Origin of the sequence: Coleofasciculus sp. E1-EBD-02, assembly GCF_040218245.1 — a bacterium.
Classification (GTDB): Bacteria; Cyanobacteriota; Cyanobacteriia; order Cyanobacteriales; family Coleofasciculaceae; genus Coleofasciculus.
On sequence record NZ_JAVJQN010000215.1, the window covers coordinates 1 to 13445 of the forward strand.

Annotated in this window: 7 protein-coding genes and 3 pseudogenes; 6 read left to right on the forward strand and 4 right to left on the reverse strand. The window is 47.1% G+C overall.

The annotated features are described in order from the left end of the window. Nucleotides 1–164: 164 nt before the first annotated feature. Nucleotides 165–542 (reverse strand): annotated as a pseudogene (locus RIC07_RS33280) (RRXRR domain-containing protein); the annotation flags it as partial. A gap of 413 nt (nucleotides 543–955) precedes the next feature. Here RIC07_RS33280 and RIC07_RS33285 point away from each other — a divergent pair. From RIC07_RS33285 to RIC07_RS33295, 3 genes and pseudogenes are all read left to right on the forward strand, one after another. Beyond that, complete coding sequence (locus RIC07_RS33285; RefSeq protein ID WP_446379400.1) at nucleotides 956–1147, forward strand: hypothetical protein; 192 nt, start codon at nucleotides 956–958, stop codon at nucleotides 1145–1147. Beyond that, nucleotides 1140–1481, forward strand: a pseudogene (locus RIC07_RS33290) (type II toxin-antitoxin system PemK/MazF family toxin). The gene RIC07_RS33285 and the pseudogene RIC07_RS33290 overlap by 8 nt, the downstream one beginning before the upstream one ends. A gap of 178 nt (nucleotides 1482–1659) precedes the next feature. Beyond that, nucleotides 1660–3420: an iron uptake porin gene (locus RIC07_RS33295; RefSeq protein WP_446398264.1), complete on the forward strand. Its 1761-nt coding sequence runs from the start codon at nucleotides 1660–1662 to the stop codon at nucleotides 3418–3420. A gap of 96 nt (nucleotides 3421–3516) precedes the next feature. On the opposite strand, the gene RIC07_RS33300 is transcribed toward RIC07_RS33295, so the two are convergent. Then, on the reverse strand, nucleotides 3517–5856 hold the full coding sequence (locus RIC07_RS33300) for an IMS domain-containing protein (protein ID WP_446398265.1): 2340 nt from the start codon (nucleotides 5854–5856) through the stop codon (nucleotides 3517–3519). Between the two features lie 275 nt (nucleotides 5857–6131). Here RIC07_RS33300 and pdhA point away from each other — a divergent pair, with 275 nt between their 5' ends. Continuing rightward, the gene (gene pdhA, locus RIC07_RS33305) at nucleotides 6132–7163 is read left to right on the forward strand and encodes a pyruvate dehydrogenase (acetyl-transferring) E1 component subunit alpha (protein ID WP_446379390.1); all 1032 of its coding nucleotides are present in this window, start codon (nucleotides 6132–6134) and stop codon (nucleotides 7161–7163) included. A gap of 141 nt (nucleotides 7164–7304) precedes the next feature. Here the strand turns inward: pdhA and RIC07_RS33310 are convergent, their stop codons facing one another. Then, entirely contained in the window at nucleotides 7305–7691 is a 387-nt protein-coding gene (locus tag RIC07_RS33310) for a DUF1815 family protein (protein WP_446379388.1), read from the reverse strand. Between the two features lie 340 nt (nucleotides 7692–8031). Beyond that, nucleotides 8032–8244, reverse strand: coding sequence for a DUF2839 domain-containing protein (locus RIC07_RS33315; protein WP_006102710.1), 213 nt, complete (start codon nucleotides 8242–8244; stop codon nucleotides 8032–8034). Nucleotides 8245–8947: 703 nt separating this feature from the next. Between RIC07_RS33315 and RIC07_RS33320 the strand changes: the two genes are divergently transcribed. Next, nucleotides 8948–10933 carry an iron uptake porin gene (locus RIC07_RS33320; protein ID WP_446398266.1) on the forward strand — a complete coding sequence of 662 codons (1986 nt, stop codon included), beginning with the start codon at nucleotides 8948–8950 and terminating at the stop codon, nucleotides 10931–10933. Between the two features lie 629 nt (nucleotides 10934–11562). Then, a pseudogene (locus tag RIC07_RS33325) lies at nucleotides 11563–13445 on the forward strand (hypothetical protein); the annotation flags it as partial.

The window sequence follows — 13445 nt, forward strand, 5'->3', positions numbered from 1 at the left end:
AACCGATTTACCCAAGTTAGAGTAGTGTCTACCCGATGTTGGAGACTAGTGCAGCGCTGCGGAAATACTTGAGCAGCTTCGTAAATACGATGAAGCTGGGGGAGCTGGGGAAGCTGAGGGAGCTGGGGGAGATATTAGCTGTTCAGTTATTTCTGCCTTCTTGCACTAGGAGCCAACCAACCGATGGGACGTTTGCGGTTGAATCGAGGCTTGCGGTATCGAGTCTTTCGGTTTCGGCGTCCCCGGCGAATAGCACGACGACTTTCTAGAGTTGCCTTTATTGCGGGCCCTCGGTGGGTTAACTCAGCCCCAAATAAAACTCGACTTCCTTCTAAGATGGCTAGTCCAGTTACTTTTGAACCGGGGTCAATTTTCAATCGATGTTCTCTGTTCACAGGATTTTTCACCTCCTGTTTCATAATGATGGTAAAAGGGTATCGCTTCCACACGGCTGCCTTACCACAAGAAAGTAGCTTTCTGGCTTTGGCGGGGTGGCAAGGAGAGAGTGGTTCCTTGTTTTGGTTGATTACGAAAACTCGCATAATACGAAAACTCCTGTTTCCAGGGTAAATTGTGCCTCGTCAATGTTATTAAGGCTTGTTGTGCCTAGGTCACTGGGCTATACCTAAATCACCTGTTTAAACCTAAACGGCTTTTAGACTATAAGCTGGCAAGCACTTATAGATTCCATGACCCTGATAACGTAGCGTTTGCTGAGACTGGCTATCCATAACTGGAATGGTTGTGTTATCCACAGTTGTCCAGTGTTAGGCGGATAGCTTGCGTCATTGCCTATGCTAAGGTCTAAATATAGCACTACGCACTAAGGTTAGGACATATCAAGAAAAATTCAAATCGTTCAATCCCTTGTCAGCTAAGCTTCTGTCTTCACTATTGCCCATTGCCTATTGCCTATTCCCTGGCGCGTAGCGCTATATATGCTGGATTAAAGCTCATGACTGCATCAACTAAAAAGATTCTTCAGACCTTTGATCAGTTGCCTGATTCAGAACAGCTTGAGATTGCCGTAGAAATCTTGAAGCGGCTTGTCCATTTTGACTTTCCACCATTGACAGATGAAGATTTTGTATTCAATGCTGAAGAGTTATTCTTGACACTAGACCAACAAGAAGCCGATTATGAGTAGTCCTGATCGTGGCGAAGTCTGGCTTGTCGATCTGGGCTATGTGGCAAAAGTTAGACCATGCTTAGTAGTCAGTATACCTACTCTCAACCAAGATCGTGCGCTAGTTACTCTAGTACCTCACACTACAAGTCCAAGAGGTTCCCGTTTTGAGGTAAATATCAAAGCCAGATTCCTAAAACCAGGAGTCTTTGATGTCTAGAGCATTATCACAATTCCTCATGTTAAGCTACTGAGAAAACTGGGTGAATTAAACTCAGAGCAGTTAGGACAAGTCGAAGATGCTTTGCTATTCTGGCTAGGGTTTGAGAAAAAAACTTCTGATGATGAAGCATAATTATGATTAGCGCTAACGCCAGTTTTAGATAAAAATAAACTAATAAGCATTGTAGGTGGAATGGTACTGAATTAAGGCTGGTGGGCATTGCCCACCCTACTTAATTATTGTTAATAGCTACAATGGTGTTGTATAGTTTTCCCGTTAACCGTTATTTCGGTGTGAGGAACGTGGATAAATGAAATCAACGCTCGTGTGGAAAACACTGCAACTCAGTTCCGCCCTACTTGGACTCTCCCTATTTGTTGCTAACAATGCTGATGCAGAGATTCCTAACCCAACAGCAAGCACTCGCGAATCTACAGTAGAACTTAATCACCAGTTATCTGAAACGTCAGTAGAAATTGATTCTATTCAAATCGCTTCCGATGTTAGTCCAGCCTTAAGTCCGACCGATACTACTGCTGATTCTAATCGGGAACTCTTAGAACAAATCCAACGCTACAGTGGTGAAAATGGAGTCGAATCCCTCGACCAAGTAACCAGTGTCGGTCAACTGCGAGATGTGTCTCCGGGGGATTGGGCGTATGAAGCGCTGCGAAGTTTAGTAGAACGCTACGGTTGTATTGCTGGGTATCCAGATGGCACCTATCGGGGTAATCGCGCCCTAACTCGTTACGAGTTTGCGGCGGGTTTAAATGCCTGTTTAAACCAAATTGAACGTTTGATTGGCACGGGTGATTTTGATGAAACTGAGTTAGAAACCCTGCGGCGGTTAATTCAGGAATTTGAAGCGGAATTGGCAACCTTAGGCGCACGGGTAGATAACCTGGAAGGGCGCGTGGCGTTCTTAGAAGACAATCAGTTCTCTACTACCACCAAACTGAAAGGGGAAGTGATTTTTAACTTGGGTGGTGCATTTAGTGATGAAGACTTAAGGATTGATGGTGAAGACGCTGATGGTGATGGTAACGTTGATGAGTTTGGTGATCACCTCACATTTAGTCACCGGACTCGTTTAAACTTTGACACCAGTTTCATGGGAGAAGACCGGCTGAGAGTTCGCTTACAAGCAGGCAATATTCCCGAATTCGATGAGGCGACTGGCACAGAAATGGCTCGTTTGGGATTTGGCGCGGCAACAGATAACGATATCGTCATCGATGACTTGATCTATGAATTTCCATTAGGCGATAAAATCATGATTGCCATTGGTGCTAATGACTTTGATTTTAATGAAATAGCTAATGTACATAATCCCTATCTAGAAAGTAGCGGCACAGGAGCATTAAATCGCTTTTATCGCCGCAATCCTTTGGTCTTCCGGAATAATGCTGAACAAGGCGTAGGCGCTAATATTATATTCAGTGATTCCCTGAGTTTAGATGTGGCGTATGTGACGGGTGAAAGTGAGAGTCCAGCCGATAAGGATGGAGTATTCAATGGTGATTTTACTGCTATTTCTCAGTTAAATCTAGCCTTAGGAGACACATTAGATTTAGGCTTTGCTTTTGGCTATTCTTACTATCCCGGTGAAGATGTCAACCTTTCTGGTAGTACGGGGAGTCCACGGGCAAAAGAACCCTTTGGCGAAATTGCGACTTCCGCCTTGCGCTTTGGCATCCAAGGAAACTGGCGAGTTACGCCGACAATAAACCTAGTGGGTTGGGGTGGTTACATTGATGCAGAAGCTGAAGCGGGTGGCAGAGAAGGAGATGATGCTGACCTATGGACGTGGATGGCAAGTGTATCTTTCCTGGACTTAGGGAAAGAGGGTGCTATTTTTTCAGTGGCTGGAGGAATGCCACCCAAACTAACGGATGTTGATGGTGGTGATGAGGATGATGATACCTCTTATTTAATCGAGGCGCAGTACAAATATCCGATTACCGATAATATCCTAATTACACCGGGAGCTTATGTAATTTTAAATCCCAATCACGATGATGGGAATGATGACATTTGGGTCGGCACAATTCGCACGACGTTTAGTTTCTAATCATAGCTGTAGAGACGTTGCATGCAACGTCTCTACAGGAGGATTTTTATGAAGTACCTATCCCTGTTCCCTGTTCCCTGTTCCCTGATCAATGACCTACCTGACCGCCATATCCTTAATAAACCATTGACCCTCCTGACGCACCAACTCATACTGAACCCGCAAATTATCATCGTATGAAAGTGCCTGATTAATCTCACCATTTTGATAGAAACGGGCTTCTTCTTTAACCGCTGCTTCTACCCTCGCTTGCTCAGGATTAGCCGGATTCGTTTGCACGGATGTTACTTTAACCTGGTGATTATACTGGGCATAAATGTTCCGTTGCTGATTCGTTTGCGCCCGCCGCTGCCAAACCGACAAAACTGGATCAACTAGAATTTGATCCAATCGATCAATTTGATAATCGGGTCCGAACACTTGCGATTTCGTCGAAAGCCAGGTTTGAATCACTTGCTGGGCGGTATCTTGGGTCAGCGGACCTCCGGGTGCGATTAACTGACTATCGGCTTCAGGAATCGGAATCGGAGGTTGAGCCAGTTCCACCATGGGCTGTTCACCCTCTAATGCTGGCGCCGAGGAACTGTGGCGGAGGTTTTGTATCCAAGCGATTAACAACCACCCGATTAATCCGATACCCACGACTCCAGCAATAACCAGCAAGATAGAGCGTCGGTTTTTAGCCCCCTTGCGGCGTTCCGGTAGTCGTTGCAGGCGTCCTGGAGCTGACTGATCCAGATGCCCGGGTTCAGAGGAGCCAGTAACCGATGTCGGTGTCGTCCGAACTCGACCAGCCGCATCTGCTTGTGATCGGGTTTTTGGTTGACGCCCTGAGTCTGGTGATTTGACAGCCGTGTTTGTGGGTGAATCCCCAGAAGAATTAATGGCTTGAGTTGTAGGTTCTGCCACCCGACTCGTTGCTGAAGTAACCCGTTGGCTTGCGGGTAACGTTGAGACACCAGATACCGAGGTGCGATCGCTCCCCCCTGCCCAACTCGCCGTCTGAGCTGCCCGATCGCGCTCTCTGCTGCTATATGAACCCACAACTGCTGGTTCGCGATCGCTCGAATGACCATTACTCCGACCTGCGGATGCGCCTGTTGTCGTGTAAGCTTTCTTCTGAGCCGTCACTGACCATTCATTATTAGCCGTTGGCGTCGATTCCGGAAGCTGCTCTAAATAGGCTTGTACCTGCTCATCGGCAAAATAGTCTTTCAACGAGGCGGTTTGTTCTGCCAAGTCGCGGAAATGGGGAAATACGGAATTTTGCAGCCAGCGTTCTCCATACAGACATAATCCCGGTAACAAATCTGGAGCGCCTTGAGACTGTTCCCGAATAAAGGCTAAGGGTTCGTATTCATGACTCAGTTCCAACGCATGACTAGCTTCTTCCGTTTGACCCAATAACAGCGCACAGACGGCTTGTTCTAAATGCACATCCTGACGCCGCCCCAAACGCATTAGCATTTGTTTCGCCCGGGCAATTAAAGCCGGTTGGCGCTGGGCAAATCCTCTCGCAATCAAGGCATAAACCGCCAGATAGGTGGCGACGGCTGAAGGGCGGCGGGCTTCTGCTTCAAACAGGGTTTGTTGTTGAGCCGCCGTTAAGTAACCCCGTAGCTGCTGAATAAACCGCAAAAAGTCATCAATACTCAGCCCCGACTGGTCATCCCCACTGCCGTCAATCCCTTGGCGCTCCTGTAGCATATCTTGCAACAGTTGTAAACCCTTACGCCGTTCGGCAATCTGTTCATCGGGTAATGCCAGCAATTCCAGAATCCGGTAGGGACGCAACTTATAGAGATCCGCTTGAATTTCGCCCCGCACCGTAGGAAATAAGCCTTCACTCAGGAGTAATTCTTGACCCGTTTCTAGGGACAAAGCGGCATTTTCGTACCGACCTTGCTGCCATTGTTCCCGCCCCAGTTCCAAACACGCCAGCGCCAAGGTCAGGAAAATATCGGGTCGCACCAGTTGCGGGTCACCTAAGTGACCTTTATCCAAACTGATGCTGTCACGACTATGCAAATACGGCTGTCCCAACTGCAAGACGAGTTCATATTCCCCAAGTTCTTGCAGAATCAGCAACGCGCCCACAAATTGTTCCTTGCTGATGTCTAGGCTGGGGTTATTGGGATCAATCGCCTCCGTAGCTGTTGTTTCATCCGTCGCCGTTGATTCCAGGGGTAAAGAAGGGCTAGATTCTGGGTTGTAGGTTTTCTCCAGAAAGCTGGCATCATAAGTTGAGCGCTGTTCCGGGTCAGAGAGAACCGCATACGCCTCATCCAGCAACTCCTTGCGAGACGCGATCGCCACTTCCGAATATTCCCGACGCGGAAGTTGGAGAGTGCGATCGCGATAGGCGACTTGAAGCTGTTCTGGTGTCGCCTGGATTGGCAATCCTAATATTCGGTAGTAATCGAGCGGAATTCGCACGTTTCACTTCCCCAGCGCTGCAACAACTGAATTCATGTATGTTAACTCATAGAATCCCCAATGTAGTAGTCATTCTACCAAGACTCGCCTATCCTAGTGGTCTGTCAACCTTAAATTGACGGGTTGAGACTGACGCGGGGACGCGGAGAGGGGGAGACGCGGAGAGGGGGAGATAAAAGTAACCCGTCAAAGTAGCTTTGACAGTCTACTAGCTGAAAAATAGTTTTGAGAACAAAATACCAGTATAGTATTGCTGCAAGGATACTCGATTCGCCATGGTTCAGGAACGGACGTTACCCAAGTTTCAAGTTCAAGACGGTCAAATCACCAGAGACGAAGGATTACTGCTTTACGAAGATATGGTTTTAGGGCGCTTGTTTGAGGACAAGTGCGCTGAGATGTATTACCGGGGCAAGATGTTTGGCTTTGTCCACCTCTATAACGGTCAAGAAGCCGTGTCCACGGGGGTGATTCGGGCAATGCGCCGGGATTATGATTACGTATGCAGCACCTATCGCGATCATGTCCATGCTTTGAGCGCAGGTGTTCCCGCACGAGAGGTGATGGCGGAGTTATTTGGCAAAGCCACTGGATGCTCTAAAGGACGCGGGGGTTCGATGCATATATTTTCAGAACCCCATCATCTTTTGGGGGGGTTTGCCTTTGTCGCGGAGGGGATTCCCGTTGCTACAGGAGCGGCATTTACGTCAAAATATCACCGTGACGCTTTGGGTGATCCGAATGCTGATCAGGTGACCGCCTGCTTTTTTGGCGATGGTGCCTGCAATAACGGTCAGTTTTTTGAATGCTTAAACATGGCAGCCTTATGGAAATTGCCGATTATTTATGTTGTGGAAAATAACAAATGGGCAATTGGCATGGCGCACGAACGAGCAACCTCCCAGCCAGAAATTTACAAAAAAGCCAGTGTTTTTGGCATGCCGGGAATTGAAGTGGATGGGATGGATGTTCTGGCAGTACACTCCGTCGCCCAAGAAGCCGTCGCCCGGGCGCGGGCGGGTGAAGGTCCGACCTTAATTGAAGCCCTTACCTATCGCTTCCGAGGTCACTCACTGGCTGATCCGGATGAACTGCGGACTTCAGAAGAGAAGGATTTTTGGCTAATTCGCGATCCGATTAAAAGGCTAGTCACCTACCTGACTGAGCAAAATCTCGCCGACGAAGAAGAACTCAAGGCGATCGACAAACGCATTCAAGAGGTTCTCAATGACGCGGTACAGTTTGCTCAAACCAGTCCAGAACCTGACAAGAGTGAATTACATCGTTACATTTTTGCCGAAGATTGAGGTATAGTATTTCAACTTGGCATCGGTAAACGCCAGAGGCAAGAGGGCTTAATTTTCACCATCTCATTAACCTCTCGCCTCGCGTTACCTGAAGTCTTGCCTTAAGACAAGGAAACGGTGATGTTCCAAACACTCGGACTTTTAACCAATCACTTCAATCGATTCGCGCTCAGAGTGAATTGGCGATCGCGCTGGAGAAGTATAACGAACCTCAGCAGACGGTTGAATTTGGTATTTGACCAGATCCGCTAAGTCCTGAAGTTGGCTAATTGCTTCAGCGCCTTCTAGTTTCATCAGTTCGCGATCGTCGCGCATTTCCGTCCAAGTGATCCCGTAATCGGAGACCAAAAAACGAATCAGGTGACTATCGCCCAGACTAACCATGAATGAGGCACTATTCATTTGATTGCCGCAGGTATAGCATGATGCCAAGTAGCCTCGGTTTTCTAGCACGATCGCCAAAGCCTGAAGATTCATGACTAAATCTCGTACAAATTGACGATGTTGCTCTGCAAGTCTTATGAACACGTTAATCCTCCAAACACCTTTCCTACGAATATTAGATTTTATACTTTACTTAAGGATTTAAGACTCTATTTTGGGAGGGGTCAGTGCAAAATATGAGCAAGCCTTGTCTTCGGCTGATTCCTCAAATTGACTAACAGAGTTAGGGATTTGAGCAATTCTAGCTTGATGATCTGGCTCCACGATTCTAGCCCACTTCAGACGAGTTGCTCTCTAGGTAGCTCAAGTCATTGGGGGCAATCCTCAAGTTATCCGATACAAATTACTAATGATTTGTATCAGCAGTCACAATGGCGAGACTAAATCGGATACCATTGCCGCCTAGTCCATCGGTGGGAATTGGCTAATTGATTTGCCACCAACCGAATGTCGGTCCAACAAAGCGCACGGTTAGCCACCAGACTACGAGTAAGCCGATGCCAATCCAAGCGCCCTTAGTCGTCAGTTTGACGAACTGCTCACCCTGACTTTTACTAATTGGGAGCCAGGGGAAGAGTCTCGCCTCTTGACCGTACTTGTCTCCAAGTGCAGTTTTACGACGTTTTGCTTCACCCATTCCTTGCATTCCTCAACTAAATGAATTCGATCTTAGCGTTATTCCTGAGATTTGGTTGGCATAAGTTTACGAAATGACAGGTAATTATGACAATTTCCCCGGGATCGGGGATCGTTAGATTAGAAATCCTGAGCAAATCGGCAACTCAACCCTACTTAAGTTAATAATTGTTTTTCATCGATAGTCTATCGGGAAACCGCCGAGAAACCCTGTACTTCAAGGCGGGAAGGGACAGGAGTGCCAGTTGAGGGGACTTGGGTTGGATTCTTTCGGTTTAAGAATGGGTTAAGGAAATTCTGGACTCTCTGTCTTTGTATAGATATTTCAAGTAAGTGAGGTACACAGACAGATCCCCGACTTCTTCAAGAAGTCGGGGATCTTGCTTAGAGACTGTACCTCAGATAGTCCTGTTCCTCTAGAAAAACTCTCGCCAGTCAAGTTATCGGACATCGAGGGAACGCGATCGGTAAAACCCGCTCTTAATTACCTGAACATAAATTTTGTTAGCTAGGTTAAGAATTGTCAAAGTCCTCAATTCCTTGTTTCTGTTTCCTGTTCCCCGTTTCCTGTTCCCCGTACCCTTTTCTCTTTCTTCAAAAGGAAACTTAGCTTTGATTAAGGAAAAAAGAGCTAATTGACAGTTGTCTCTTATTTATGGCTAGAATCGAGGGCGAGTGTGGTTTTTTTGAGGAGTTATAAAACCATGACGACTTATGGACGTTTGGGAAAAACAGCGTCTTCAGCCTTGATATTTGCTACCTTAGGTTGCTGGGTGACCAGCTTCTCTGCCGCGCAAGCAACGCCTGTTGAATCTTCAGAGCAACAGCCGACAGATTTGGCTCGGCTGACTGAAACGTCAGGAGTAGACCCAGGACTGTTTCTGTCAACTGAAACGGGACGGCTGAATTCTCCGGTTGAGACAGCTACGCCAGTAACTGAAGCAGAGATCACCACTGAACTAGCGGTATCCGCCACCAGTGAAGTCGGAATGATCACATCAATGGATTCCCTAATCGAGTCCGAAGACACCTTTGTGGAAACCCAAGTTCAAGACTTAGCCCAAGCCTTACCAGAAATGGAAGACAGCAGTGATCCCACTGTACCTGATCCTGATCCGCTGTTCGTTGATCCCCTAGAAGCGGTAGAGGAATCTGACCCGATGGGTCAAGTGACCAGTGTGTCTCAATTGAGAGATGTTTCTCCCGGAGACTGGGCGTATGAAGCACTACGGAGTCTGGTGGAACGGTATGGTTGTATTGCCGGATATCCAGATGGCACGTTTCGGGGGAATCGGGCGATGACTCGGTATGAATTTGCTGCTGGGTTGAATGCTTGTATGCAGCAAATTGAGCGATTAATTGCAGGGCGTTCCGAGTTTCCCACCGGAGATTTAGAGACTCTGCAGCGGTTGGTACTGGAGTTTGAGGCAGAAATCGCAACCCTAGGGGCACGGGTGGATAATCTAGAAGGTCGAACCGCCCTTTTGGAGGATAATCAGTTTTCGACAACAACGAAACTGTTTGGGCAAGCAATTTTTGGGGTTCAGGGGCGCAGCGAGGATAATGACTTTATCTTAGAAAATAACCAATTTACGGATCAAGACACCAATGTCACGTTAATTAACAACGTGCAGTTGAGCTTGTTTACCCAATTGAGTCCTCGCAGTCTTTTACTAACGAGTTTCCAGGCGGGTAACGGTAGCACAACTACGGCTGCAACTAGATTTGCCTTGGGTAACTATGTAAGTTTGGGCTATGAAGGAGACAATGATAATGACTTAGAGATTACTGACCTCAACTATCGTCAGTTAATCGGCAGGAATTTGGCTGTGATTGTTGGACCTGAAGGCGTTAATCCAGTTAATGTCTTTCGGGGAGTCAATCGCATTGAAAGTGCAGGTTCGGGTCCTCTGTCTCGCTTCGCCCAACGTAACCCAGTTATTAATGTAGGCAATGGCAGTGGTGGTATTGGTTTTGACTGGCAAATTGCGACTCGCCTGAGTTTGCAAGGTGTCTACTCAGCTAGCACACCAGGAGATACAGATAATGGGGGTATCTTTGGCGGAGATAGTGGAGAAACCTCTGCAGGCGCACAGTTAGTTGTCTCACCCACCGATAATATCGATGTTTCCTTCCAGTACATTAATGCCTATTCTCCTTTTGGTCGATTAGGCACTGGTGTTGGGGATGATCTGGTAGTGATTGATTTATTTGACGATAATCTCAGAGCACCAATTAACACCAATGCCTTCGGTGCTGGTTTAGAATGGCGAGTTACGCCTCGTATTACCTTTGGAGGATGGGCAGGTTATACCGATTCAGATTTTGAAAGCGGTTCAGGAGATGTGCAGACGTTTAACTGGATGGCGTTCCTGAATTTTCCTGACTTATTTGGTGAAGGTAATATGGGGGGTATTTATGTGGGTCAGCCTCCTAAAATCACGGACAGTAATGTTACAGACAGCCAAGGTATGGGTAGAAATTTTCCTGGCTTGATTAATGAAGGAGGCAACCTAGATGATGATGGTGGTCAACCGGACACGACCACCCATGTCGAAGCGTTCTATCGTTGGCAAGTAGCAGATAATATAAGTATCACACCGGGAGTGATTGTGATTTTTAATCCCTTGCATAACGACGACAACGACACAATCACGATTGGTGCAATTCGCACAACGTTTACCTTCTAGGTAGGAAAGGACATTCGGGTCAAGAGTTAGGAGTCAGTGATTTAGGACAGTGGGATTTCAAGTTTGATACGTCTCGCTGGAAAAGACTGACTCCTGGTTCCACAACTGATTACAGAAAACTCGGATAGTTGATGCTAAACGGTAGAGAGCATGGAGCGTGAAAGCCCACACTATCAAAGCTAACCCGATCAGTTGGGTTACTCTCCGAGAAGGCTTCGCCTACGTTCCTCAACCCAACCTACCAAGTTGACATGCATCTAAAGGGTATGCCAAGTCTGGATTCTAGGTTGTGTATAAAGCTTCTGTAAAGATGCGCCTGTGGGGGAACTGCACTAATTTGGAGGCGTCTTGAGAAGGAAAGGCTGAAAAAATAACCAGTAACCTGCATTGTGTAATCGACAGATACACTGACCTGGCAAAGCAGTCTTGGGGTACTTTTTCCCCTCTTCTAACCTCTACTACTTCGTGAACTGACTCTGGTCAGGATTAAATCAAGACAAGCCTAATAGTGGAGGTTGAATATCGAAGCCAGGAAAATACCTCAGTTCATTTAGTTCATTCACGGATGGAGTCTTAAAATGATTGTTAAATCACTTCGCTACATTGTTGGTTTAGGTCTAGTTGGTGGCTTGGCTGTTTTACTGTCCCCGGCAGCTGAAGCGCAAATTGAAGTCACCGGGGGTAATGTCAAAGGTGAAGCGGCATTTTTTGTGCCAACTACAGATGCCAACGGGAATGTTACCTTGTTTGACGCGACTGTTCAGCAACTCCGCATCGAAAGTCCCAATGGTGTCACTACGAATTCTCAATTTGTACCCAATGCTGCCAGTTTCACAGATAACGGCGATGGTATGCCGAATGCAGGTGACACCGGTGTGCTTCAAGGTAGACTCTCAGGTATTGCCTTTACCCAAAATGGTGGTTTGGTGACCTTTTCAGGACGGGATACGCTGTTAAACTTTACCCTCGATTCGTTTACTGAAAGCCTGAACGTGACTGGTTCGCTGATTTCACCTGAGATGGTTGGTGATGCGCCACCAGTGTTTTTGCCCGGTCTTGAAGATGTTACCGTTTCTACAAGTGGTTTTGTGGCTGCTGATGGAGAACTGCAAGTTGGTGACTTTGAAGCAGGTCTAGACAGTGGTCTGATTGACCTGCCACCAACTTTAGAGTTCCGGGGAGGTGGCAGTAGCATGCCCCCAGATTCTGATCAAAGTACTCTGGTTCGGCGGATTAAGTTTAAGTTTGAAGGGCAGGATTTAGAGGCGGGTAACTACGTATTTGATAGCACTACTGACGAAATTAGCTTTGTTGGTAACGCGAACCAGAAATTTGAGATTCAGACGGTTGGCTCTTCCGGCACAACTCAAGAGTTCAAATTTAAGATTAAAGGTGAAGGCGGTATTGTCGATGCAACTCTCTCAGATTTTGATGAGATCAAGATTGAAGGGTCAGGTATAGATGCTGACGCTGATTTAGACCGCTTCGAGATAAAAGGGAAAGACGAGGGAGAAATCTCTGGTTTTGCTTCAGTATTTAGTGCCAATGGACTCGCCTTCACTAGCACTGGCGATAGTGACAAAACCAAGTTCAAGTTCGAGCAAGAAGGCGCTAAAGTCGAAGGTGAAGCTAGGAGCGTAAGTTTTCGTGCTTTTGCTGGGGTCAGCGATATCAATGAAGTCGATACAGATTTCGACGGAGATGTTGATGATGACGACGGTATGGAGGGTGAAGGCGGCTTTGTATATGATGATTTTAGTGATGAAAGTGACCTCGATTTGGTGTGTGTGATTTGTGACAGTGCCACACTGAATGTTAGTAACATCACATTCGGCGGCAGCACCATTTCGATTGAGAATAACAACGAAATTAATTTCCGCAGTGGTGACACCCTCATCGTTTTCACCGGAGATGGTTCGGGACAATCCCAAGTTTCATCGACTGCTTCAGCTTCAGCTACCGCCTCTGCTACAGCATCAGCAAGTACTACAGTCGCAGCAGGTGCTAGCTCGGCGAATACTAACCTGATTGCTTTCTCTAATACTTCCAGCACGGCGGAAAGTCAGTACGAAATCTCCAACTCTATCCGTTTCACCAGCACCAGTGCTGCTCAAGGGCGAGTAAGAGTGAACTATACAGAGCGTGGCGGTAATCGTTATCTTGTCGCCACTCGCCGCAGTCGCGGTGTAGCTTTAGGTCGCCAAGGCTACAAGATGGTTGGTCCTAGCAGTCGCTGCTTCCCTGGTTTAGTTGGTCTGCGCCAGATTTCCGATGAGGAACTCGACACCGTTGTTGATGATGATACTGCGATCGATACAGGTGACACCACGACTGTCGATGATGAAACCAATATCGATACGGGTGACACCAACACTGTCGATGATGAAACCAATATCGATACGGGTGACACCAACACTGTCGATGATGAAACCAATATCGATACGGGTGACACCAACACTGTCGATGATGAAACCAATATCGATACGGGTGACACCAACACTGTCGATGATGA

Bases quoted from the DNA above. Each gene is read 5' to 3' on its own strand.
- RIC07_RS33285 (WP_446379400.1), top strand. From the start codon at position 956: ATGACTGCATCAACTAAAAAGATTCTTCAGACCTTTGATCAGTTGCCT.
- RIC07_RS33295 (WP_446398264.1), top strand. From the start codon at position 1,660: ATGAAATCAACGCTCGTGTGGAAAACACTGCAACTCAGTTCCGCCCTA.
- pdhA (WP_446379390.1), top strand. From the start codon at position 6,132: ATGGTTCAGGAACGGACGTTACCCAAGTTTCAAGTTCAAGACGGTCAA.
- RIC07_RS33315 (WP_006102710.1), bottom strand. From the start codon at position 8,244: ATGGGTGAAGCAAAACGTCGTAAAACTGCACTTGGAGACAAGTACGGT.
- RIC07_RS33320 (WP_446398266.1), top strand. From the start codon at position 8,948: ATGACGACTTATGGACGTTTGGGAAAAACAGCGTCTTCAGCCTTGATA.